The organism is Stenotrophomonas sp. C3(2023) (genome assembly GCF_032911385.1).
Classification (GTDB): Bacteria; Pseudomonadota; Gammaproteobacteria; order Xanthomonadales; family Xanthomonadaceae; genus Stenotrophomonas.
In genome coordinates this window covers 2,040,140-2,063,720 of record NZ_JAWJLO010000001.1, presented here as the reverse complement: position 1 = coordinate 2,063,720, position 23,581 = coordinate 2,040,140, and the positions used below count along the sequence as shown (strand labels likewise).

Below are 23,581 nucleotides of genomic sequence, written 5' to 3'. Positions count from 1 at the left end.
ATGAAGGCTGTACTGGGATTTGGAGAGGCACTCATCGATCTGCTGGCGCTTCCGCCTGCGGCTGACGGGGGTGCACCGCTGTTCGTGCAGCAGGCAGGGGGCGCTCCTGCCAATGTCACCGTGGCAGCAGCGCGGCTGGGCGTACCCAGCCGTTTTGTCGGCATGCTGGGCCGGGATGCGTTCTCCGACTTCCTGCTGCGCAGCCTGATTGAAAACGGGGTGGATGTGCGCCACGTGCGGCGTACTGCCGATGCGCCCACTGCGCTGGCGGTGGTCGCGCTTGATGCGCAGGGCGAACGCAGTTTCAGCTTCTACCGGCCGCCTGCCGCCGACCTTCTTTACCGCACATCGCATCTGGACGCCGCGATGTTCGCCGACGTCGGCTGTTTCCATGTGTGCTCCAACAGCCTTACCGACGAGGAAATCGCCGAGGCGACGCTGACCGCCATGCACCGGGCCGCTGCGGGCGGCGCGCTGGTGAGTTTCGATGTCAATCTGCGGCCGGCATTGTGGGCCGACGAAACGGCGGCTGCGCCCGTCATCTGGCAGGCGTTGCAGCGTGCCACGCTGGTGAAGTTCTCGCGCAGTGAACTGAGTTTCGTGGCCCAGGCCCAGCTCACCTCCAGCGAGGCCGTGATCGGTGATCTGCTCACCGCCCAGGCACAACTGGTGTTGGTGACCGATGGCGCCGAGGGGGCGCGCTGGTTTACCCGGACCGGACAGGGCGAGCAGCGTGCGTTTACCGTGCAGGCATGCGATACGACCGCGGCGGGCGATGCCTTCGTCGGAGCACTGTTGGCCGGGCTGTGCCGACACGGCCTGGACGGTGACCGCTTTGCCGCTGCCTGCGCCCAGCCGGAGCTGCTGCGCCCGGTGCTGCGCTTTGCCGCTGCGGCAGGTGCGCTGGCCGTCACCCGGCAGGGCGCTTTTGCGGCGATGCCTGGCCGCGACGAGGTCGAGTCGCTGCTTTCGCAGCATTTGGAGCAGGCTTGATGAACACCATCATGCTTCCCGATTTCCGCAGCGTCGCGTTCCTGCGCGACCACGTGGCCGACACAATGGCCTTCTATCACCCGCGCTGCATCGACCCGGCAGGTGGCTTTTTCCACTATTTCCTCGACGATGGCACGGTGTATGAGCGCGACCATCGGCACCTGGTCAGCAGCACCCGTTTCATTTTCAACTACGCCAGTGCGTGGCTCGAGTTCGGCGAGCCGGCCTATCAGCAGGCCGTCAGGCATGGCGTGGCTTACCTGCGCGAGGTACATCGCGACCCGGTGCGTGGCGGGTACGCATGGACCCTGCGCGGCGGGGCGGTGGAAGACGCCGACAACCACACCTATGGTCTGGCCTTTGTCATGCTGGCCTACGCGTGGGCGCTGAAGGCCGGCATGCCGGAGGCGCGGGAGTGGGTGGCCGAGACCTGGCAGCTGCTGGAGCAGCACTGCTGGGAGCCGGCACACGGCCTGTACCGGGACCAGGCCGATGCGGACTGGCAGTTCAGCCACTACCGCGGGCAGAACGCCAACATGCACCTGTGCGAGGCGCTGTTGACGGCCTTCGAGGCTACCGGAGAGGCGCGCTACCTGCAGCGGGCCGTGCAGCTGGCTGACGCCGTCACCCGGCGCCAGGCGGCGCGTTCGGGCGGGCTGGTCTGGGAGCACTACGACACGCACTGGCTGCCGGACTGGGACTACAACAAGGACGACCCGCGCAACCTGTTCCGGCCGTGGGGGTTCCAGCCCGGGCACCAGACCGAATGGGCCAAACTGCTGCTGATGCTTGAACGGCACGTGCAGGCCGACTGGCTGCTTCCGGTGGCGCGTCATCTGTTCGATACGGCAGTGGCACGCAGCTGGGATGCCACGCACGGTGGCCTGCACTACGGGTTCGCCCCGGACGGGACGATCTGTGACGGCGACAAGTACTTCTGGGTGCAGGCAGAGAGCCTGGCCGCAGCCGCGTTGCTGGCCACCCGAACCGGCGATGCAGCGTACTGGCAGTGGTATCAGCGGCTATGGGACTACAGCTGGCGGCATCTGGTCGATCACCGGCATGGCGCCTGGTTCCGCATCCTGGATGCGAACAACCGGCCGTACGACGCTCAGAAGAGTCCAGCGGGCAAGACCGATTACCACACCATGGGTGCGTGTCACGAGGTACTGCGCGTGCTGCGCGGATAAGCGGTCGGGCGTTGCTGTTGCGGCAACGCCCGGCAGGATTCAGAGAGTGATCTGCTCGAAGCTTTCCACCCGCGTGTGGGCGTGGGTGGCCTCACCGGTGCGCGGCTGCGGGTAATCGTCGCGACGGTCAAGCAGACAGGTCTGCAGGCCCGCTTCACGCGCCGCGTCCAGCTCCTCCACTACATCGGAGAGGAACAGGATCTCCGGCGCAGGCACGCCGATGGTCTGGACGATGCGGCGGTAGCTGTCCGCCTCGCGCTTGCCGCCAACTTCGGTGTCGAACCAGCCCGACACAAGGGCGGTCAGGTCGCCTGCGGTGCTGTAGCCGAAGAACTGTTTCTGCGCGGGTACCGACCCGGAGGAGTACACGTGCAGGGACAGGCCCTGCGCATGCCAGCGCTGCAGCACGGCAGCCACCTCGGGGTAGAAGTGGGCGGTGTAATCGCCGCGCTTGTAGCCAGCGTCCCAGATCATGCCCTGCAATGCCTTCAGCGCGGTGTGCTTGCGGTCCTGGTCGATCCAGCCCTGCAGGGTCTCGGCCACCAGACTGTCCTGGCAGGCGCCGCCGATCTCGGCAGCCACCGCGTCGAGCCAGCGGCGGACCCCGGGCTCCCGGCCATGTTCGGCGATGAACGCGGGCAGCGCCTTGCGAGCGTAAGGAAACAGCACGTTCTTGACGAACGAGATGCTGCTGGTGGTGCCTTCGATGTCGGTGAGAATCACGCGCGGCTGCATGGATCAGGAGCCCTGGGTGGGAACGTAGCGGGGGAATTTCTGCGCGATATCGGTGCCGGTGAAATGGCCTACCCAGCCATCGGGCTCGGTGAAAAAGCGGATGGCCACGAAGCTCGGCTCATCGCCCATGTCGAACCAGTGCGTGGTGCCGTCGGGTACGGCGATCAGGTCATCCTTGACGCACTCGATCTCATAGACCTTGTCACCCACATGCAGGGTGAAAAGACCCGAGCCGGCGACGAAGAAACGCACCTCGTCCTCCTTGTGGAAGTGCTCATCGAGGAACTTCTTCCGCAGCTCGGCGCGGTTGGGGTTGTCGGGCGCGATCGACGCCACGTCCACGCTCTTGAAACCGCGCTCGGCGACCAGGCGGTCGATATCAGCGCGGTAAGCGGCAAACACCTCTTCCTGGCTCGCCCCTGGAGCAACCGGCTGGGTGGCCTGCCAGCGCTCGAAGGTAACCCCGATCTTCTGCAGCTCGGTCGCGATGAGCCCGCCGTCCTGGGTGTCCAGCAGCGGTGTATCGGGGGCGGTGTCGTCGTAGATGCGCAGTCGGCTCATGGCGAGGGCTTGAACAGGGGGCCCCCAGAATAGTAGTGCCGGGCTCTGCCCGGCAACCTCCGTGCCGCAGAGGCGTACGCGGGAGCAACGGCGTGACGACCAACGGTCGTCACCTACCGGCGCGGGCTGCGGCGGGGCAACGGCGTGACGACCAACGGTCGTCACCTACCGGGGCGGCTGCGGGCGGAGCAACGGTGTGACGACCAACGGTCGTCACCTGCCGGGGCGGCTGCGGGCGGGAGCAATGGCGTGACGACCAACGGTCGTCACCTACCGGGGCGGCGGGTGGAGGGGTAGATGACGACCGTTGGTCGTCACGCTTCACCGGCGCAGGCGCTGCAGCTCCAGCTCGCAATGCAGCAGGAACTCGAACGCCTCCAGATGGCGCCGGGCCTCGGCCATGTCGCGGCCCCATGCGTAGAGCCCGTGGCCATCAATGAGATAGCCCCACAGCGGCTGGCTGTCCAGCAGCGCGTCGACCTGGGCCGAGAGCACGTTCATGTCCTGGGTGTTGGCGAACACGGGCACATCAATTGCCATCTCGTGGGTGCTGTTGCCGGCAAACGCCTTCAGCAGCTCATAGCCTTCCAGCCGCACGTGGCCCTGCGGCGCATACAGGCGGGAGGCGATGGTCTGCACCGGCGAATGCGTATGCAGCACGCAGCCGATCTCCGGAAAGCGGCGATAGAGCTGGGTGTGCAGCAGCGTCTCGGCCGACGGACGCAGCGGACGACCGACCGCCTTGCCATCGAAGTCGACCACCATGATGTCATCCTCGACCAGCCGGCCCTTGTCCTTGCCGGACACCGTGATGGCCGCATGGCGGTCATCCAGCCGATGCGAGAAATTGCTGCTGGTCGCCGGTGTCCAGCCCGCGCGGGCCAGTTCACCGACGTTGGTGATCAGCAGCCGGGCCAGGTCGCCCAGCCGGGCAGTGTCGTAAGGGTAGGTGGGAGCGCTCATGCGGCTATTTTAAGGCCAAACGCCGCGCAGCGCTGCAGATCCGCCCTGTCGCTGCGACGCGGAATTGCGGGGCCGCTGCCCCGCAATCCCTCACTTCCCGCGCAGACGGCTGTGCCGGTGCCCGTAGGCGAAGTAGAGCACGAGGCCGGCAATCGTCCAGCCGCCCATCAGCATCCAGTTGTGGAACGTCATCGCCGACAGCAATGCCAGGCAGCTCAGTACGCCGAGGCTGCACACCAGCCACGCTGCTGGAATGCGGAATGGTCGCGGCAGGTCCGGCTGCGTGCGGCGCAGCACCAGCACCCCGGCGCAGACGGCGGCGAACGCGATCAGCGTCCCCATGGAGGTCAGTTCGCCGAGCACGTCCAGCGGGAACACTGCCGCCAGGATCGCAATGCCGATACCGGTGATCACCGTATTGATGTGCGGCGTGCGGTAGGTCGGATGGATGCGGGTGAACACCGGCGGCAACAGCCCGTCCCGGCCCATGATCATGAAGATGCGCGGCTGGGCGATGATCATCACCAGCACCACCGAGGACAGCCCCACCAGCGCGCCGATTTCCACCACCACACGCAGCCAGCCCAGCTGGGGATGGGCGGCCACCGCGGTCACCACCGGCTCATCGGTCCCGAGCAGCGTGTAAGGCACCAGCCCGGTCATCACCGCCGCCATGGCGATGTACAGCACGGTGCAGACCACCAGCGAGAGCATCATGCCCACCGGCATGTCCCGCTGCGGCCGGTGCGATTCCTGCGCGGCCACCGAGACCGCCTCGAAGCCGATGTAGGCGAAGAAGACCATCGCCGCACCGCGCAGCACGCCTTCCATGCCGTAGCGTCCCGGCCCCTCGTTGTCGGGAATGAAGGGCGTCCAGTTGGCTGGGTCTACGTACTTCCAGCCGACCAGGATCACCAGGATGATCAGGCCGGTCTTGAGCACCACCATGGCCATGTTCATGGCCGAGGATTTGCGGATGCCGACGTAGCACAGCCAGGTCAGCAGCAGCACGAGCATCGCCGCCGGTACGTTGGCGATGGCTCCGGTGGGACGCAGCTGGCCGTCCAGCGGAGCGTTGACCAGCGCCGCGGGCAGATGGATGTCGAAATGGCTGAGCAGGCTGAGGAAGTAGCCGGTCCAGCTCACCGCCACCGCCGAGGCGGAGACGCCGTATTCCAGCACCAGCATCCAGCCGATGAACCACGCCGCCAGTTCGCCGAAGGTGGCGTAGGTGTAGGTGTAGGCACTGCCGGAGACCGGCACCATCGAGGCGAACTCGGCATAGGCCATCGCGCAGAACGCGCAGCAGATGGCGGCCAGCACGAACGAGAGCATGATGGCCGGGCCGGCGTGGTTGGCGGCGGCTTGACCGGTGATGACGAAGATGCCGCCACCGATCACCGCGCCGATACCCAACGCGGTCAGGCCCCAGGGTCCCAGCGTCCGGGTCAGGCTGAGACCGTTGGCGTCTTCGTGGGCGGCGTGGGGGTGCTTGGTGGCCCACAGTTGCTTGAGCATGGAAGGATTTCTTCGTCCGGTGAACGTGAAGCGGGCCGACCCTGCCGGGTCGGCCCGTGGGAGGAACTCAGCTGGACCTGGCCAGCTTGCTGTTGCGGATGCCGTAGCCGAGGTAGATCAGCAGACCGAGCACGGTCCAGCCGATGAACAGGTGCCAATGCACCGCAAACGCCTGCCAGAACAGGAACAGACAGGTGGCCGCGCCGAGCGGGCAGATGATCCACACCGCCGGCACCCGGAACGGACGCTGCAGCTCCGGGCGGGTGTAGCGAAGCACCAGCACCCCGATGCACACCGTGGCAAACGCCAGCAGGGTGCCCATCGACACCAGCTCGCCCAGCACGTTGAGCGGTACCAGGCCGGCCAGGGCCGCTGCCAGTACGCCCACCACGATGGTGGCCACGTAGGGCGTGCGGAAGCGCGCGTGCACCTTGCCGAACATCCTGGGCAGCAGGCCGTCGCGCGAGATGGTGTAGGCGATGCGGGTCTGGCCCATCATCATCACCAGCACCACCGAGGACAGGCCGGCGATGGCGCCGATCTCAACGGCGGTCTTCAACCAGGACAGGCTGGCATACGGTTCCAGCGCGGTGGCCACCGGCTTGTCGGTGCCCAGCAGGTTGAACGGCATCATGCCGGTCAGCACCGCGCAGACCACGATGTAGACCACGGTGCACACTGCCAGCGAGCCCAGCAGACCGATCGGCATGTTGCGCTGCGGGTCCTTGGTTTCACCTGCGGCGGTGGAGACCGCGTCGAAGCCGATGTAGGCGAAGAACACGATGGTGGCCGCACGGAACACGCCGCTCCAGCCAAACTCACCTGCAACACCGGTGTTTTCGGGGATGAACGGCGTCCAGTTGGCCGGATCGATATGCGCTGCGCCGAAGCCGATGAACAGGCAGATCACCGTGACCTTGACCGCCACGATGATCGCGTTGACGAAGGCGGACTGGGTGACACCCACGTACAGCAGGCCCGATACAGCCGCGACGATGAGCACGGCCGGCAGGTTGAACAGCTGGCCCGAGCGCACGAACTCGCCGTTGGTCCAGGCAATGGGTGCTGCACTGAGCGCATCGGGGAACGGCATGTGCAGCGTGGTGGTGATGAAGCTGATCAGATAGGCCGACCAGCCCACGGCCACCGATGCCGAGGCGAACAGATATTCGAGCACCAGGCACCAGCCGATGAACCAGGCCATGCCTTCGCCCAGGGTGGCGTACGAGTAGGAATACGCACTGCCGGAGACCGGCATCATCGCTGCGAACTCGGCATAGCACAGGCCCGCCAGCGCACAGGCAAAGCCGGCGATGACGAAGGACAGCATCACCGCAGGGCCCGCGTGGTTGGCCGCCGCCTGCCCGGTGAGCACGAAGATACCCGCACCGATCACCGCACCGATGCCCAGAAGGATCAGATGCTTCGCCGTGAGAGTCCGTTTCAACGTGGCTTCGCCATCCAGGCTGCCTTCGATGGGTTCGCCAGCGTCTACGTGACCGGCTGGCGCAACCGGTTTGACCCTCAACAGAGCTTTAAGCATGCAATCAATCCTGAGTGGTTGGGTTGGGTGGTGAAACGCCGCCACCGTCACCTGTGTCGTGAAGGCCATGCGAAGCCCGGCCCTACCTTAGCCAAAGCTGAAGGCCAAGCACAAGACGCACGTGCAACATTTCATGGCGATAATGGCAGGACCTTTTCCTGAACATGCATAGGTCATGACTGAAAGCGCGACAGCCCTTGACTCACCGTGCGAAGCGCTGCGCACGCAGCTGCGTCGGCACGCTGCCGAAGTGCCCTCGCAGAACGGGCTTTGCGCCGAATTCAGCACAATGCTGGAGGCGCTTGAGGATCCGTTCGAGCGCTCACGCGTGGCAGGCCATTTCACTGGCAGTGCATGGCTGGTCAGCGCCGATGGCCGGCGGGCCCTGCTGACCCATCACCGCAAGCTGGAGCGCTGGCTGCAGCTGGGCGGGCATGCCGACGGGGACCGCGACCTGGCCCAGGTGGCCCTGCGCGAGGCACAGGAGGAGTCGGGGCTTGAGGACCTGGTGCTGGAAAGCCCGGCAATCTTTGATCTGGACAAGCACTGGATTCCTGCCCGTGGCCAGGTCGAGGGGCACTGGCACTACGACGTACGCTACGTGGTGCGTGCGCGGGGCAGTGAACAGTACGCCATCAGTGAAGAGTCGCTGGCCCTGGCTTGGCGAGATATCGAGGCCCTCGCCGACGATCCTGACGGCGATCCCTCATTGCAGCGCATGGCACGGCGGTGGCTCGCGCGCCGGTGACCGGCAGCGCCCCGCTGCTGCGTCAGTACAGCACGCGCGTACGCAGCGTGCCTTCGATGGCGGCCAGTTCTTCGCGCACCGCCGATGCCTGTGCCTCACTGGCGGTGATGTCGATCACCACGTAACCCACTTTGGGGTCGGTCCGCAGGAACTGGCCGTCGATGTTGACGTTGTGCCGCGAGAAGATCTCATTGACCTTGGACAGCACGCCGGGCACGTTGCGGTGGATATGCAGCAGCCGCAGGCTGCCATCGTGCTCGGGCAGGGTGACCTCCGGGAAATTCACCGCCGAGAGCGTGCTGCCGTTGTCGCTGTAGCGCACCAGCTTGGCCGCCACTTCGACGCCGATGTTGTCCTGGGCTTCCAGCGTGCTGCCACCCACATGCGGGGTGAGAATCACGTTGTCGTGCTGGATCAGCGGTGAGCTGAACACATCGCCATTGCCCTTGGGCTCGATCGGGAACACATCCAGTGCCGCGCCACCGATGTGGCCCGACGTCAGAGCCGCGTCCAGTGCATCGATGTCGACCACGGTGCCCCGGGCGGCGTTGATCAGGTGCGCGCCACGGCGCATCTTCGCCAGCTCGGTCGCCCCGATCATCCATTGGGTGGACGCGGTTTCCGGCACGTGCAGGGTCACGATGTCGGCCCGTGCGAGCAGGTCGTCCAGGCTTGCCGCGGCACGCGCATTGCCCAGTGCCAGCTTGGTCTCCACATCATGGAAGATCACCTGCAGGCCCAGCGCCTCGGCCAGTACGCCGACCTGCGTGCCGATATGACCGTAGCCGATGATGCCCAACGTCTTGCCACGCACTTCATGGCTGCCGGCGGCAGACTTGGACCAGCCGCCGCGATGGCATTGCGCATTCTTCTGCGGGATGCCACGGGTGAGCATGATCGCTTCGGCGATGACCAGCTCGGCCACGCTGCGAGTGTTGGAGTAGGGCGCATTGAAGACCGGAATGCCGGCCAGCTCAGCCGCGTCCAGGTCGACCTGGTTGGTGCCGATGCAGAAGCAGCCCACTGCGATCAGCCGCTTGGCCTCGGCCAGCACATCGGCTGAGAGCTGGCTGCGCGAGCGGATGCCGACGATGTGGGCCTCGGCGATGCGCTCCTTGAGCTGGTCCTCGGGCAGCGCCGTGGTGTGCAGTTCTATCTGGCTGTAACCGGCGGCGGTGAACACGTCCACGGCGGTCTGGCTGACCCCCTCCAGCAACAGCACGCGGATATCCTGCTTGGGGTAGGAGGTCTTCTTCGGCGACATGGGACGGCACGGCCAGTAGGACAGAAGCTGCCCACTATGCCAGAAGGTGCGGCCGATGGTGCACTGCGCAAATGGTTGCATCTGCAGCCATCGGCGTCAGGGCTGGACGCCTCGCAGCGGCGCTGTCACCCTTGCCAGTTCTTCACGCATCGTGCTGGATTGCCATGACCGATTCCCGCCTCGCTTCGCTGCACCAGGCCTGCCCGGACCTGCGGCTGAAGACCGACCCGGCCGACCTGGAGCATTACGGGCGCGACTGGACGCGGCGTTGGACGCCGGCGCCGCTGGCCGTCGCCCTGCCGTCCACGGTGGAACAGGTGCAGGCCGTAATGCGATGGAGTGCCGAGCACGCAGTGGCGGTGGTGCCCTCAGGCGGGCGCACGGGTCTGTCTGGCGGCGCAGTTGCGGCCAATGGCGAATTGGTGCTCAGTCTGGAACGCATGAACAAGGCGGTCGCCTATGATGCGGTTGACCGGACGATGGTGGTGCAGGCGGGCATGCCGCTGGAGGCGCTGCACAATGCCGCGCGCGAACATGGGTTGATCTACCCGGTGGACTTTGCCGCGCGGGGCTCGTGCACGATTGGCGGCAACATCGCCACCAATGCCGGCGGTATCCGGGTGATCCGGTATGGCAATACCCGCGAGTGGGTCGCCGGCCTGAAGGTGGTCACCGCCAGCGGCGAACTGCTTGAACTGAACAAGGGCCTGATCAAGAACTCCAGCGGGTATGACTTCCGTCAGCTGATGATCGGCTCGGAGGGCACGCTGGGTGTGGTGGTGGAAGCCACGGTGCGGCTTACCGACCCGCCCCCTGCGAGCAACGTGATGCTGCTGGCGTTGCCGAGCTTCGAGGTGCTGATGCAGGTGTTTGCCGCCTTCCGCGCGCGGCTGCAGCTGCAGGCCTTCGAGTTCTTCACCGAGCGGGCGCTGGCGCATGTGCTGGCCCACGGCGCGCAGCCGCCGTTTGAGCAGGTGCACCCCTACTATGTGGTGACCGAATTCGCCGCCGGCGATGAGGCGCAGGAAGCGGCGGCCATGGCAGCCTTCGAGGACTGCATGACCCATGGCTGGGTGGTCGATGGGGTGATCAGCGCCAGTGATGCACAGGCCGCCCAGCTCTGGCGGCTGCGCGAAGGCATCACCGAGGCGCTGGCACCGCATACCCCGTACAAAAATGATGTTTCGGTGCGCATCTCGGCCATGCCCGCGTTCCTTGAGCGCACCCAGTCGCTGCTGCGGCAGGCGTACCCGCACTTCGAGGTGGTCTGGTTCGGGCATATCGGCGACGGCAACCTGCACATCAACATCCTCAAGCCCGCCGACACTACCTCGGCCGAGTTCGTCAGCCAATGCGAACAGGTCACCCGCCTGCTGGCGCAGGTGCTGGCCGAGTTCGATGGCAGCATCTCCGCCGAGCACGGCATCGGCCTGGTCAAGAAGGGCTACCTGGACAGCACCCGCGGCGCTGCCGAGATCGCCTTGATGAAGGCGGTCAAGCAGGCGTTCGATCCCGACGGGCGGCTGAATCCGGACAAGCTGTTCGATCCATAGCGCGACATCGGACCCGGCATCCGGCTACTCTTGACGCCACCTACACATGCTGGATGCCGCCGATGACCCGTTCGCTGTTGCTGCTCGCCCTGGTGGCGCTGCCGATGACCAGTTTTGCCTCCAGCTTTGCCGGGACCTCGGCCGGCTCGGCCTCCGGGGCGTCCTCGGCGTCGTCGGGCAGCAGCTCCGGCGATGACAAGGTGCTGCTGCAGGCGCGCGACGATGCGGCGGCGTTCGTGGCCAGCGATGGCCAGATCCGCGGCGCGCGACTGCAGGCCGCACTGGTGCAGTTGCGGCAGAGCGACGTCGAGGCCCGCAACGCGAGCGACCTGCAGCTGGCCAAGGCGCTGCTGGCACGTTGATGTCTGTGCTGCGCCGGGCGCGGCGTGCGGCGGTGCTGCTGGCCGCGCTCCCGGTACTGGCGATCGCCGCGCCCGTGCCAGCATTCGAGCTTCAGATCCAGCCACACCCCACGGATGCGGCGGCGTCGCGGCGCGTGCAGCAGGCGGGGCAGTGGCTTTCCGATCACCTGCCGGGCGGTCTGGGGCAGGCAATACCGGCGCGGGTGCGCATACGATGGAGCGATACGCTGCCGGAGCACGTGGCGGGCCGCGCGCACGGCGAGGGGATCACCCTGGGGCCGGCGCTGGCTGATCCGGCGCTGCCGCCAGAGCAGTTGCAGGCGGCCCTGCTGCACGAGCTTGTGCATCTTGCCGACCGCGGTCCGCACGGCGGCTGGTCGCGGCAGGCGCGGCTGCGTGAGCTGGCAGGGTGGCAGCAGCGCCCATGGCGTCTTGGGCGAACCAGCAATGGGATGCGCCAGCGCAGCCCGGACCTGTACGAGCTGCACAGCCCGGCCGAGTTCCTGGCGGTCAACGCCGAGCATTGGCTGCTTGATCCCGATTACGCCTGCCGTCGTCCAGCCTTGGCGGCGTGGTTCGACGCGCACTGGGGCACGCTGCCGCAGGCGTCCGCGGCCTGCAGCGATCATGTGCCACTGCTTGCAGCAGGTACGGTCGAAGGCCAGGTCGAGCTGCTCGACCTTGACCCGTCACGGGTCTACGCCGTGGATTACCTGCATGCCGAACAGGGACGCCAGGCGATGAGCCGCTGGGGCCACAGCATGCTGCGGCTGGTGATCTGTCGGCGGGGGCGGCCGCTTGGGCCGGACTGCCGGCTGGATCTGGACCAGCACCGCGTGTTGTCCTTCCGCGCGTTCGTTGGTGATGTTCAGCTTTCCAGCTGGCGTGGTCTGACCGGAGGTTACCCGTCGCGCCTGTTCGTGCTGCCGCTGCAGCAGGTCATTGACGAGTACACCCAGGTGGAGCTGCGCGGGCTCGCCTCTTTGCCGCTGCGGCTGGAGCGCGCGCAGATCCGCGCGCTGCTGGAACAAGCGGCGCAGCGCAACTGGGCCTACGATGGCCGCTATTATTTTGTGAGCAACAACTGTGCGGTGGAGACCGCCAAGCTGCTGCGTGCCGGTGTGCCGGCGCTGCAGCAGGCCGGAGTCGGGCGGCTGACGCCTGCCGGAGTCCGCAAACGGCTGCGCAAGGCGGGCATGCTGGATGAAACCGTGCTCGAAGACCTTCGCAGCGCCGAGCGCGATGGATACTACTTCCCCGCGGCGGATGCGCATTTCGACGCGCTGTTCGCTGCGGCACGTGCGCAGTTGCCGTTGCCTGCCGCCCGCGCGCGGGACTGGCTCGCGCTGGACGCGTCGGTGCGCGCACGCTGGTTGACCCGAGGTGACCTGCGCAGCACCGCCGGGCTGCTGCTGTTGGAACAGGCGGCGCTGCGTCGAGCGGAAATGCAGGCGCGCGAGCAGCTCAAGCGGCTGCTCGTGCGCGGGCAGCAGCCGCAGGAAGCAGCGGCTCTGCAGGCGTTGCTCCAGCAGGCTGGTCAGTGGCTGCAGCCCGCCGGGCTGCTGCCGGCCGGCGGCTATGGCCTGCCACAGGCCGACGAACTGGCCGCGCTGCAGCCCGTTCTTGAGGCAGCAGACGCGCAGGCGCCACAGGCCTGGCGGGAACTGCGCACGCAGCTGCAGCGGTCGTTGCCACATCGCGAGCAGGCCGAGCTGGAGCAGATCGAGCAGAACCTGGCGACCCTCGCTGAGCACCTGCGCGCCCTGGCCCGCGGTAGCGCCGACCCCACGGTCGGCGGCTCTTCGGACAGAGCGCGGTAGGTAGCGCCGCCTCCACGGTCGGCAGGTCTTCGGTCAGGGCGCGGTGGCAAGCCGCGCTTCGCGCTCGCCGGGCAGAGCCCGGCGCTACGAAAGCGGGAGGCGCGCCGGCCGTGCGTCCACGCAGCCTGTTCAGGTCGCTCTGTTAGGCTGGGCAGAGCACTCAGGATGGAGGATGAGACTGATGCGAACGTATAGTGTTGCAACTGCGCTGCTGGCCTGCATTGCGCTGGCGGCATGCCAGCAGGACCGTCCGCCGGTGGCCATGCCGGCTGACACGGCGGAGGTTTCTGCTGCGAGCGCCCCGCCGGCCGGGTCCGGTGCCGTGCCGGCACCGATGGGCACGATCGTGTTCCGTGCCATGGGCAACGAGCCGGGGTGGATGGCCGAGGTCGGCGAAGCCAGCTCCGGCATGCGGGTGGAAGTGGACTACGGCCAGACGCATTACGAGGTCGCCGCGCCCAGCGAGGGTGCCGATGGCTGGGCGGGCAGTGCCGCCGATGGCACGCCGATCCGGCTGGTCGTTCAGCGGGTGCCGTGCCAGGACGACATGAGTGGGCAGTCGTTCGATGCCAAGGTGATGCTGACGGTTGGCACACGCCAGCTGCATGGGTGCGGCAACGATCTGAAGCCCCGACACCGCACAAGCACAGCATAGCGTGCCGGCCGCAGCCGGCACGCCGGCGTTCCGGTCAGTCCGCGCGGCCGGCGAACTCGCCGGTGCTGGTGTTCACCAGCACGCGCTCACCGTTGACGATGTACTCCGGCACCATGATCTCGATGCCGGTGTTGAGCTTGGCCGGCTTCGGCCGCTTGGTGGCCGTGCCGCCTTTGAGTTCCGGCGGGGTCTCCACCACTTCCAGCACCACCGAGGCGGGCAGCTGGATCGCCACGGGCATCTCGTCGATGACCTGCACGTAGATGCCGGTCAGGCCGTCGGTGATGTAGCCGGCATCGTCGCCGATGACGTCGGCGTCCAGCGTATAGGGGGTGTAGTCCTCGTCGTCGAGGAACACGAACGCGTCACCGTCCTTGTACGAATAGGTGGACTGGCGGCGCAGCAGCTCGACCTCCACCAGGTTGTCGTCGGCATCGAAGCTGGCGTCGAGCTTGTTGCCGCCCGGCACGCTGTACATGATGAAGCGGAAGCGCACGTTGCCGCCGCGACCCTGCGGCGAGCTGCGCTCGATGTCGCGGATCTGGTAGACGCCGTTGTTGTACTCGACGACGTTGCCCTTCTTGATGTCGTTGGCTTTCATGTGATGTGTGTGTCAGTAGGGGGAGGGCACCGTCCCGGTGCCCGGGGGATTCACTTCGGAGCCAGCCGGGTTGCGCCGTCCAGGCGGATGGTCTCGCCATTGAGGTAGGTGTTGCCGAGGATGAAGCCGACAAGACCGGCAAAATCTTCCGGCCTGCCCAACCGCGAGGGGAACGGAATCGACGCGGCCAGTGACTGCTGCACCTCTTCGGGCATGCCATCGACCATCGGGGTCCAGAATACGCCCGGGGCAATGGTATTGACCCGGATGCCGAACCGCGAGAGTTCGCGGGCCATCGGCAGCGTCATCGAGACCACGCCCCCCTTGCTGGCTGCATAGGCGGCCTGGCCGATCTGCCCTTCGTAGGCGGCAATGCTGGCCGTGTTGATGATGACGCCGCGTTCGCCGTCATCGCCGGGGGCGTTGTGCTGCATCAGGTTCGCTGCGGCCTTGGCGACATTGAAGCTGCCGACCAGGTTGACCATTACCGTGCTCTGGAACGCAGCCAGCGGCATCGGCCCGGTCTTGCCCAGCACGCGACCGGCGCCGAGGATGCCGGCACAGTTCATCGCCAGGTTGAGCCCGCCCAGGAATTGGTGCGCCTGCGCCATGGCCGCGTCCACGGCCGCTTCGTCGCTGACGTTGACGGTGTAGTAACGCGCGTTCCCAGCGCCGAGGCCGGCAACGGCTGCCGCCCCCTTCTCGTCGTTGAGGTCGAACAGGGCGACTTTGCCGCCATGGGCGACCAGGTGCTGGGCCACGGCCAGCCCGAGGCCGGAAACGCCACCGGTGATGACGGCGCGGACAGAAGACAGCTGCATCGTACGATCCTGCGGGTTCGAGAACCGGCGATTCTAGCGGAAGCCGACGCTGGAACCGTTGTGCAGTGCTTCCATCGTGCGAGGAACTGCGCCGCGTCTCATGGCGAGCTTCGGCCGGTGGCGCAGCACCTTGTTGCTCAGGAGGCTACCAGCGCCTGTCCGGTGCGGCTGCCGGTGTTCCGGCCCAGCAGGCCTGCGAGCCAGCGGCCGGTTTCTGCCAGCGGCTGCAGGGCCACGCCGCAGTCCAGGCCCAGGCCCTGCAGCAGGTAGACCACGTCTTCGCTGGCCACGTTGCCGCTGGCGCCCTTGGCATACGGACATCCCCCGGCGCCTGACACGGCGCTGTCCACCACGCGGACGCCGGCATCCAGGCACGCAGCGATGTTGGCCACGGCCTGGCCGTAGGTGTCATGGAAATGCACGGCCAAGGCGTGCATCGGCACCTCGGCGGCAACCGCCTCGAGCATCTGACGTGCCTTGCGCGGCGTGCCAACGCCAATGGTGTCGCCGAGCGAGATTTCGTAGCAGCCCATCTGGCGCAGGGCGCTGGCCACGCGCACCACGTCGGCCAGCGGGACCTGCCCCTGGTAGGGGCACCCCAGCACCGTGGACACGTAACCACGCACGCGCACGCCGTCGGCAGCGGCAAGGGCCAGGATCGGTTCGAAGCGCGCCAGTGATTCGTCGATGCCCGCATTGGTGTTGGTACGGTTGAAGGTTTCCGAGGCGGCGGTGAACACCGCCACTTCGTCGGCACCGGCTGCGCGGGCGCGCTGGTACCCCTGCAGGTTGGGTACCAGCACCGGATAGGCGATGTCGGGCTGGCGGGTGATGCCGGCCAGGACATCGGCGGCATCGGCGAGTTGGGGCACCCAGCGCGGGCTGACAAAGCTGGTCGCTTCGATGCTGCGCAGGCCCGTGGCTGACAGGCGGTCGATCAGGGCGATCTTGTCGGCGGTGGACACCGGCTGCTTTTCGTTCTGCAGGCCGTCGCGCGGGCCGACCTCGACGATACGGACGAAATCAGACATCGGCGTGGCCCGGTGGGGTGTGGCAGGCAACGGTGATGGAGATGGGCGGGCAGTACGTGATCACGGCGGGTCTCGGTGCGGTAAGGAAGGAGGGGAAGGCGGGATGTGCGTCCAGCACCCGCAGCATGTGCCAGTGGTGGCCCTTGAACCGGTGGGCTCGAGCGCCGACCGGTCAGGTCTGCCAGCGTGGCGCGCGCTTGTCGAGAAACGCACCCAGGCCTTCCTGACCCTCGGCCGACACCCTGAGACGGGCGATCAGCCGCGCATTGGCTTCATCCAGCGCGTCACGGTCGGCAATGGCGGCCACTTCGCGCACCAGTTGTTTGGCGCTGGCGGCGGCAAGCGGACCGGCTTTGCCCAGCAGCTCGAGCTGCCGGGCAACGGCTGCATCGAGCTGGTCGGCAGGTACCACCTGGTGCACCAGACCGATCTGCCCGGCAGTGGCGGCGTCGAACTGCTCGGCGGTGGCAAACCAGCGGCGTGCTTGGCGCGGCCCGATGGCAGCCACCACGTAAGGCGAAATGACCGCTGGCAGCAGCCCCAGCCGGCTCTCGGTCAGACCGAACCGCGCCTGCTCGCTGGCGATGGCGATGTCACAGCACGCCACCAGGCCGACGCCGCCGCCAAAGGCTGCCCCGTGGACCCGCGCGATCGTGGGCTTGGGCAGCTCGTCCAGCGTGCGCATCAGCCGGGCCAGCGCCAGCGCGTCCTGGCGGTTTTCGCTTTCACTGAGCGCGGCCATGCCCCGCATCCAGTTCAGGTCGGCACCGGCGGAAAACGAGGCGCCATGGCCGGCGAGCACCACCACGCGCACCTCGGGATCGGCAGCGGCGTCGGCCAGCGCCGCGGTCAGTTCGCCAATCAGGCTGTCGTCAAAGGCGTTGTGCAGTTCGGGGCGGTTCAGCCACAGGGTGAGGGTGCTGCCGTGGCGGTGCTGTTCCAGTGCGTTGCTCATGGGTCCATCGTGGTGCGGTTGGCTGTATGGATCATAGCGGCCCATCGGTCATGGGACATGACGCGTTGCGGCGGTGATACAATCGAGAACCATTCTTAAGTACACGAGAAGGCGCTGGTGACGTTGTCCGATCTGCCGATGCAAGCTTCCGCCGTGGTTGATGCCGTGCTCGAGCTGCACGCCAACGACGCCATTGCCCGCCGCCTCAGGGAACTGGGCTTCGTCAACGGCGAGCCGGTGCGCATGGTCGCCCGTGGCCCGGTCGGTGGTGAGCCGCTGCTCGTGCAGATCGGCTTCACCCGTTTTGCGCTGCGTCGCAGCGAAGCCGCGCGCGTGCAGGTGCAGCCGGACAAGCACGCGGGAGGTCACGCGTGAGCGCGGTGGCAGCGCCGCTGCGGGTTGCGCTGGTCGGCAACCCGAACAGTGGCAAGACCGCACTGTTCAACCAGCTCACCGGCAGCCGCCAGAAGGTGGCCAACTACACCGGCGTGACGGTGGAGCGCAAGGAAGGCCGCCTGCGTGCGCCGTCCGGCCGCGAATTCGCCGTGCTCGACCTGCCGGGCGCATACAGCCTGCAGCCGGCCAGCCTGGATGAGGCGATCACCCGCGATCTGTGCCGGGGCTTCTACCCCGGCGAAGCGGCGCCGGACGTGCTGCTGTGTGTGATCGATGCCACCAACCTGCGCCTGCATCTGCGCTTCGCGTTGGAGTTGCGGGAGCTGGGCAAGCCGATGATCGTGGCACTGAACATGGTCGACGCCGCCCAGCGTCGCGGCATCACCGTCGATGTGCCCGCACTGGAAAAGGCGTTGGGCGTGCCGGTGGTGGAGACCGTGGCGGTACGGCGCCATGGCGCACAGGCGCTGGTGCAGCGCCTCGATGCGATGGTGCCGCATCTGGATGCACCCGTGCAGGCAACCGCTGGCGGTGACGACTATCACGCCCAGGTCCGCGACATCCTGGCCAGCGCCGTCAGCATGCCGACCCGCACCTCCAGGGTCGACGATGTGCTCGACCGCTGGCTGCTGCACCCGGTATTCGGGTTGATGGCGCTGGTGGTGGTGATGTTCCTGATCTTCCAGGCGGTGTTCGCCTGGGCGACGCCGCTGATGGACGGTATCGAGGGCGGCTTTGGCTGGCTCGGCGAGGTGGTCGGCACCACCCTGCCGGAAGGTCCGCTGAGCAGCCTGCTGACCGACGGCATCATTGCCGGTGTCGGTGGCGTGGTGGTGTTCCTGCCCCAGATCCTGATCCTGTTCGCCTTCATCCTGGCACTGGAAGAGTCCGGTTACCTGCCGCGCGCGGCGTTTCTGCTCGACCGGATGATGGCCTCGGCCGGCCTGTCCGGCCGCTCGTTCATCCCGCTGCTGTCCAGCTTTGCCTGCGCGGTGCCCGGCATCATGGCCACGCGCAGCATCCAGGACCCGCGTGACCGCCTGGCCACCATTCTGGTGGCACCGCTGATGACCTGTTCGGCGCGGCTGCCGGTGTACGCACTGCTGATCGGCGCCTTCATTCCCGAGGGCAAGGTCGGCATCTTCAACCAGCAGGGGCTGGTGCTGTTCGGCCTGTACGTGGCTGGCATCCTCAGCGCGCTGCTGATGTCGTGGGTGATGAAGAAGTGGCGCCGCGACAAGAGCGAACACCCGCTGATGCTGGAGCTGCCTTCCTACCGCATCCCGCACCCGCGCGATCTGGCGGTGGGTCTGTACGAGCGTGGCATGATCTTCCTCAAGCGCGTGGGTGGCATCATCCTGGCGCTGACCGTGCTGCTGTGGGTGCTGCTGAGTTTCCCGGCTGCCCCGGCCGATGCCACGATGCCGGCCATCGACTACAGCTACGCCGGTCAGCTGGGTCACGCGATGGCCGTGTTCTTCGCCCCGCTGGGCTTCAACTGGCAGATCTGCATCGCGCTGATTCCCGGCATGGGCGCACGCGAGGTGGCCGTGTCCTCGCTGGCCACCATCTATGCGCTGTCGGCCGCCGACGATGATGCCGCGATCCAGGCGTTGACCCCGGTGGTCAGTGACGGCTGGTCGCTGGCCACCGGTCTGTCGCTGCTGGTCTGGTTCATCTATGCGCCGATGTGCATCTCCACGCTGGCCACCATCAAGCGCGAGACCAACTCGTGGAGCAAGATGGGCTTTGCCACCGTCTACCTGTTCGCTGCGGCCTACATCGCCGCGCTGATCACCTACCAGGTCACCGTGGCACTGGGAGGCGGCTGATGGAAACCGGCCTGGTGCTGCAGTATCTGGTCATCGCGCTGGCGGCGCTGCTCAGCTTGTGGGTCGTGCTGAAGAAGCAGTTCCCTGGGACCGTGCGCCGCCTGCGCGGGGGGCTGGCACTGGCGCTGGTGCGGCCAGGCCGGCCGGTCTGGATGCAGGCGCTGGGCCGGCGCATCGCACCGCCGGCCGGCAGCAGTGCCGGCGCCTGCGGGGGCTGCGACAGTTGCGGCCCCAGCGCGCCCAAGCAGCATTAGGCAGCGTCGGCTAGGGCGGCGAGGCCTGCATGCGCCAGCTGCCGCCCGCGCCGGGCGCTGCTGGCACGGCGGAGGGACGCAACAGCGCCAATGGCTCCAATGGCGCATCGTGAAGACGGATCTCCAGATGCAGGTGCGGGCCGGTGGCCGCCCCCGAACTGCCTACCTGACCGAGCGGGGTGCCCTGTTGTACATGCTGGCCGACGGCCAGCCCGGGGGCAAAGCGGTCCAGGTGCGCATACCAGCTGGTGTAGCCGGCATCATGCGCGACCACGACCAGCCGTCCGTAGCCGCCGCGGGTCTGCACGATCCGTTTCACGGTGCCTGCGGCAACGGCCTGCACTTCGGTGCCACGCGGTACTGCCAGATCCGCGCCGGTATGCTGATGGCGCTTGCCTGCGATGGGATGGACGCGTCCACCAAAAGGGCTGCTGACGCGGAAGGTCAGGCTCAGCGGCAGCGTGAATGCCGGGCTCTGCGGGGGCGCCGGGATGACCATCAGCGGGCGCACGTGCACGGCGTCCAGCAGGCGGGTCGCAGGCTGCTGCAGCACTGACGGGGGCAGGGCCAGGGGCAGGGCAGCACCAGGCGAGGCAAGGGCTGCGGCACTGCCGATGGCCGTCAGAAGCAGTGAGGGGATGGCGCGGGCGAGGCACCGCCAGGCGGCGGCGTGACGAGGGCGTACGATCAGGGGCATCGGCGCGGTACCAGGCGGCGGAAGAGGCCGCGCAGGATGGCGCCGGTGGAGGGTGGAAGGTGGCCCGGAGGGCGGTTTTTCGTACCCGTACGAGAACGTTTCGTATCGGTACGAGCCGCCGGCCTACTCCCCGGACTGCGCGCAACGGCCTGCCCACGCGCCGATCAGGGCGGCGTCGTGGTCCACGCCGAGTTTGCGCATGGCACTGCGCTTCTGCGTGCTGATGGTCTGCTTGCTGCGATGCAGCCGCTGGGCGATCTGATCGGTCCGCAGTCCGGACACATAAAGGCGGATCACCTCGGTTTCGCGGGGGCTGAGCGCGTTGCGCGCCGTGTGGCCGGTCGCCAGCAGGCGCTGGATGGCCGGTGAAAGGTAGTGCCCGTCGACGCGCGCTGCCTCCAGTGCCGCAGCCAGGTGACCGGCAGCGTCGGCCTTGCTGACGACGCAGGGCACCCCGCAGCGGACGATCTGCGCCAGCACGGCAGGTGATTCCTGCATGGTGTGGACCACGATGCGCAGCGCCGGGTGGCGCTGGCGCAGGAAACGCAGCATCGACAGCCCATCGCCGTGGGTGCCGCCCGGCATGGCGTAATCGGTCACCAGCGTGTCGCAGTGCCGGGTCGCCAGCATGGCGTGCAGCTGGTCGGTGGTATGGGCACTGCCGACGATCTGCAGGCGCGGTACACCCCGCAGCAGGGCCTCCATTCCGGCAAGCACGGTGGCATGATCGTCGGCCAGCAGGACGCGCATCGGGCAGTCGGTTCGGTCGGCAGGTGCCACAGTGTGGCCCTCGGTCGGGTGAAGAGGGTGTTGGCACCCGCCGGCGGCTACCGCAGCCGTAGAGCCGGGCTCTGCCCGGCTGCTCTTCGGACAGATTGCGATGAAGCCGCGCTGCGCGCTCGCCGGGCAGAGCCCGGCGCTACGCGGCTGCCGTTTGGCCAGTTCACACCGGGTGCTGTTCAATCGCGGCGGTGGCCGCTAGCCTGTAGCAATGAATCCGACTCCTCTGCGACTGCTTGTTCACGGCGCTTCCGGGCGCATGGGCCAGGCCCTGCTGCGACTGGCCGCCGACCATCCCGACCATCTCAAGGTGGTCGCTGCCGTGACCGGTCGTGCGCCGGCGCAGCGCGTGGTCGATGGCATTGCGTTTTTCGCCGCCAGCGAACTGGCCGGCGCCCCCGCGTTCGATGTGGCCATCGACTTCAGCCTGCCGGAGGGCTTCGATGCCATCGTTCAGCTGTGTGTGGAGCGCCGCGCCGCGCTGGTCTCGGGCACCACTGGCATCAGCCAGTTCCAGCGTGAGCGCCTGGATGCGGCTGCGGTGACCGTTCCGCTGGTGTGGGCGTCCAATTTCAGCCTGGGCGTGGCCGTGCTGGATGAGCTGGTCGAGCGGGCCGCCAAGGCTGTGGCCGGTTGGGACTGCGACATCGTCGAATCGCACCATACCCGCAAGCAGGACGCGCCCTCGGGTACGGCGCTGACGCTGGGCGCGGCCGCTGCGCGTGGCGGTGCACAGCCGCATTACGCCAGCCTGCGGGCCGGCGACATCATCGGCGAACATCTGGTGCAGTTCACCGGCCAGGGCGAGCGCATCGAACTGGTGCACCGGGCCACCAACCGCGACATCTTTGCCCGCGGCGCGCTGTTCGCAGCCCGCCAGCTGCAGGGCCGGGCACCAGGCAGCTACCGCGTGCGCGATCTGCTGGATGCCCCGGCAGGCTGAACGGCCGCCTTGACCGGTGGCGTTGTGCGCCGGTCTGCCGCGCAATGTTCGCTGAATTCGCCGCCGGGCGCTGGCGTCAGCCCCGGCATGCGTTTACAATTCGCACTCGCCGAAACACGACAGCCGGACCGGTCCAGTACCGTACGTCCGCGCTTTTTTGCAACCGGTTTTTGACCCGTTGCTCAGGCGTGACCTTCGGTGCCCCCTCGGTAGCCAAAGTGAGATTTCCGTGACCCAAGCCGCAATCCTCGTCCTCGAAGACGGCACCGTATTCGAGGGCGAATCCGTAGGAGCGCCCGGCCTGTCCGTCGGTGAAGTGGTGTTCAACACCGCCATGACCGGCTACCAGGAAGTGCTGACCGACCCGTCCTACGCCCGGCAGATGGTCACGCTGACCTATCCGCATATCGGCAATACCGGCATGACCGACCAGGACAACGAAGCGTCCAAGGTGTGGTCGGCGGGCCTGATCGTGCGCGACGTCCCGCGCCGTCCGAGCAGCTGGCGCAGCCAGTTGAGCCTGCAGGACTGGCTGCTGCAGCGGGGCGTGGTCGCCATCGCCGGCATCGACACCCGCAAGCTGACCCGCATCCTGCGGGAGAAGGGCGCGCAGAACGGCGCGCTGATGGCCGGCGACATCGACGTGGACAAGGCACTGGAAGCGGCGCGGGCGTTCCCTGGGCTCAAGGGCATGGACCTGGCCAAGGTGGTCAGCACCGACACCGCCTACAGCTGGAGTGAAGGGCAGCTGGACCTGAACGCCAACGCGTTTGTCAGCGTGCCGGCCCAGTACAAGGTTGTGGCCTACGATTTCGGCGTCAAGACCAACATCCTGCGCATGCTGGCCGAGCGCGGCTGCGCAGTTACCGTGGTGCCCGCCCAGACCCCGGCAGCGGAAGTTCTGGCGCTCAAGCCGGACGGTGTGTTCCTGTCCAACGGCCCCGGTGATCCGGAGCCCTGCGACTACGCCATCGAGGCGATCAGGCAGGTGCTTGAGGCGCGTGTGCCGACGTTCGGCATCTGCCTGGGGCACCAGCTGCTGGCGCTGGCCTCGGGCGCGAAGACCTTGAAGATGGGCCATGGCCACCACGGCGCGAACCATCCGGTGCAGGACCTGGACAGCGGCCGGGTGATGATCACCTCGCAGAACCATGGCTTCGCGGTGGATGAGGCGACGCTGCCGGCCAGCCTGCGGGTGACCCACCGTTCGCTGTTTGACAACACCAACCAAGGCATCGCCCGCACCGACGTGCCGGCGTTCTCGTTCCAGGGCCATCCGGAAGCATCGCCGGGTCCAACCGACGTCGGCCCGCTGTTTGACCGATTCGTGACCCTGATGGCCGAGGCCAGGGCCTGATGCGCAAGC

At 67.3% G+C, this 23,581-nt stretch carries 24 protein-coding genes; 12 read left to right on the top strand and 12 right to left on the bottom strand.

Annotated features, from left to right (window positions below):
- Positions 1-993 carry a carbohydrate kinase gene (locus RZA67_RS09070; RefSeq protein ID WP_317212418.1) on the top strand — a complete coding sequence of 331 codons (993 nt, stop codon included), beginning with the start codon at positions 1-3 and terminating at the stop codon, positions 991-993.
- Entirely contained in the window at positions 993-2,183 is a 1,191-nt protein-coding gene (locus RZA67_RS09065) for an AGE family epimerase/isomerase (protein ID WP_317212417.1), read from the top strand. The genes RZA67_RS09070 and RZA67_RS09065 overlap by 1 nt, the downstream gene beginning before the upstream one ends.
- A gap of 39 nt (positions 2,184-2,222) precedes the next feature.
- Here RZA67_RS09065 and mtnC read toward each other — a convergent pair whose 3' ends face one another.
- From mtnC to RZA67_RS09040, 5 genes are all read right to left on the bottom strand, one after another.
- Positions 2,223-2,918, bottom strand: a complete 696-nt coding sequence (gene mtnC, locus RZA67_RS09060; protein WP_317212416.1) for an acireductone synthase — start codon at positions 2,916-2,918, stop codon at positions 2,223-2,225.
- A 3-nt stretch (positions 2,919-2,921) separates the two neighbouring features.
- Positions 2,922-3,479, bottom strand: a complete 558-nt coding sequence (locus RZA67_RS09055; protein ID WP_317212415.1) for an acireductone dioxygenase — start codon at positions 3,477-3,479, stop codon at positions 2,922-2,924.
- Between the two features lie 321 nt (positions 3,480-3,800).
- Complete coding sequence (locus RZA67_RS09050; protein ID WP_317212414.1) at positions 3,801-4,442, bottom strand: methylthioribulose 1-phosphate dehydratase; 642 nt, start codon at positions 4,440-4,442, stop codon at positions 3,801-3,803.
- A 90-nt stretch (positions 4,443-4,532) separates the two neighbouring features.
- Positions 4,533-5,960: an amino acid permease gene (locus RZA67_RS09045; protein WP_317212413.1), complete on the bottom strand. Its 1,428-nt coding sequence runs from the start codon at positions 5,958-5,960 to the stop codon at positions 4,533-4,535.
- Between the two features lie 67 nt (positions 5,961-6,027).
- Entirely contained in the window at positions 6,028-7,503 is a 1,476-nt protein-coding gene (locus tag RZA67_RS09040) for an amino acid permease (protein WP_317212412.1), read from the bottom strand.
- A gap of 175 nt (positions 7,504-7,678) precedes the next feature.
- On the opposite strand from RZA67_RS09040, the gene RZA67_RS09035 reads away from it, so the two are divergent.
- Positions 7,679-8,251 carry an NUDIX hydrolase gene (locus tag RZA67_RS09035; protein ID WP_317212411.1) on the top strand — a complete coding sequence of 191 codons (573 nt, stop codon included), beginning with the start codon at positions 7,679-7,681 and terminating at the stop codon, positions 8,249-8,251.
- Positions 8,252-8,273: 22 nt separating this feature from the next.
- Here the strand turns inward: RZA67_RS09035 and serA are convergent, their stop codons facing one another.
- Positions 8,274-9,515, bottom strand: a complete 1,242-nt coding sequence (gene serA / locus RZA67_RS09030; protein ID WP_317212410.1) for a phosphoglycerate dehydrogenase — start codon at positions 9,513-9,515, stop codon at positions 8,274-8,276.
- 164 nt (positions 9,516-9,679) lie between these two features.
- On the opposite strand from serA, the gene RZA67_RS09025 reads away from it, so the two are divergent.
- The 4 genes from RZA67_RS09025 (at position 9,680) to RZA67_RS09010 (ending at position 13,905) form a co-directional block, all read left to right on the top strand.
- A complete protein-coding gene (locus RZA67_RS09025) occupies positions 9,680-11,068 on the top strand; it encodes an FAD-binding oxidoreductase (protein WP_317212409.1) in 1,389 nt (462 codons plus the stop codon).
- 62 nt (positions 11,069-11,130) lie between these two features.
- Complete coding sequence (locus RZA67_RS09020; protein ID WP_317212408.1) at positions 11,131-11,430, top strand: DUF2388 domain-containing protein; 300 nt, start codon at positions 11,131-11,133, stop codon at positions 11,428-11,430.
- Entirely contained in the window at positions 11,430-13,250 is a 1,821-nt protein-coding gene (locus tag RZA67_RS09015) for a DUF4105 domain-containing protein (protein WP_317212407.1), read from the top strand. Before RZA67_RS09020 ends, RZA67_RS09015 begins: the two co-directional genes overlap by 1 nt.
- A gap of 181 nt (positions 13,251-13,431) precedes the next feature.
- Positions 13,432-13,905: a hypothetical protein gene (locus tag RZA67_RS09010; RefSeq protein ID WP_317212405.1), complete on the top strand. Its 474-nt coding sequence runs from the start codon at positions 13,432-13,434 to the stop codon at positions 13,903-13,905.
- 34 nt (positions 13,906-13,939) lie between these two features.
- On the opposite strand, the gene yeiP is transcribed toward RZA67_RS09010, so the two are convergent.
- The 4 genes from yeiP to RZA67_RS08990 all read right to left on the bottom strand — a co-directional run bounded on the left by yeiP (position 13,940) and on the right by RZA67_RS08990 (position 17,313).
- On the bottom strand, positions 13,940-14,506 hold the full coding sequence (gene yeiP, locus RZA67_RS09005) for an elongation factor P-like protein YeiP (RefSeq protein ID WP_317212403.1): 567 nt from the start codon (positions 14,504-14,506) through the stop codon (positions 13,940-13,942).
- Positions 14,507-14,556: 50 nt separating this feature from the next.
- The gene (locus RZA67_RS09000) at positions 14,557-15,327 is read right to left on the bottom strand and encodes an SDR family NAD(P)-dependent oxidoreductase (protein WP_317212401.1); all 771 of its coding nucleotides are present in this window, start codon (positions 15,325-15,327) and stop codon (positions 14,557-14,559) included.
- Between the two features lie 137 nt (positions 15,328-15,464).
- Positions 15,465-16,358, bottom strand: coding sequence for a hydroxymethylglutaryl-CoA lyase (locus RZA67_RS08995; protein WP_317212399.1), 894 nt, complete (start codon positions 16,356-16,358; stop codon positions 15,465-15,467).
- A gap of 172 nt (positions 16,359-16,530) precedes the next feature.
- A complete protein-coding gene (locus tag RZA67_RS08990; RefSeq protein ID WP_317212397.1) occupies positions 16,531-17,313 on the bottom strand; it encodes an enoyl-CoA hydratase/isomerase family protein in 783 nt (260 codons plus the stop codon).
- A 117-nt stretch (positions 17,314-17,430) separates the two neighbouring features.
- On the opposite strand from RZA67_RS08990, the gene RZA67_RS08985 reads away from it, so the two are divergent.
- From RZA67_RS08985 to RZA67_RS08975, 3 genes are read left to right on the top strand one after another with little or no spacing between them, the layout of a single operon-like run.
- Positions 17,431-17,688, top strand: a complete 258-nt coding sequence (locus RZA67_RS08985) for a FeoA family protein (RefSeq protein ID WP_317212395.1) — start codon at positions 17,431-17,433, stop codon at positions 17,686-17,688.
- Entirely contained in the window at positions 17,685-19,541 is a 1,857-nt protein-coding gene (gene feoB / locus RZA67_RS08980; RefSeq protein WP_317212393.1) for a ferrous iron transport protein B, read from the top strand. Before RZA67_RS08985 ends, feoB begins: the two co-directional genes overlap by 4 nt.
- Positions 19,541-19,795, top strand: coding sequence for a DUF6587 family protein (locus RZA67_RS08975; RefSeq protein WP_317212391.1), 255 nt, complete (start codon positions 19,541-19,543; stop codon positions 19,793-19,795). The genes feoB and RZA67_RS08975 overlap by 1 nt, the downstream gene beginning before the upstream one ends.
- Before the next feature lie 10 nt (positions 19,796-19,805).
- On the opposite strand, the gene RZA67_RS08970 is transcribed toward RZA67_RS08975, so the two are convergent.
- Both RZA67_RS08970 and RZA67_RS08965 read right to left on the bottom strand, forming a co-directional pair.
- On the bottom strand, positions 19,806-20,492 hold the full coding sequence (locus RZA67_RS08970) for a M23 family metallopeptidase (protein WP_317212390.1): 687 nt from the start codon (positions 20,490-20,492) through the stop codon (positions 19,806-19,808).
- Positions 20,493-20,615: 123 nt separating this feature from the next.
- Positions 20,616-21,242, bottom strand: a complete 627-nt coding sequence (locus RZA67_RS08965) for a response regulator (RefSeq protein WP_317212387.1) — start codon at positions 21,240-21,242, stop codon at positions 20,616-20,618.
- A 241-nt stretch (positions 21,243-21,483) separates the two neighbouring features.
- Between RZA67_RS08965 and dapB the strand changes: the two genes are divergently transcribed.
- On the top strand, positions 21,484-22,215 hold the full coding sequence (dapB, locus tag RZA67_RS08960) for a 4-hydroxy-tetrahydrodipicolinate reductase (protein ID WP_317212385.1): 732 nt from the start codon (positions 21,484-21,486) through the stop codon (positions 22,213-22,215).
- 229 nt (positions 22,216-22,444) lie between these two features.
- Entirely contained in the window at positions 22,445-23,572 is a 1,128-nt protein-coding gene (gene carA, locus RZA67_RS08955; protein WP_317212383.1) for a glutamine-hydrolyzing carbamoyl-phosphate synthase small subunit, read from the top strand.
- Positions 23,573-23,581 lie beyond the last annotated feature (9 nt).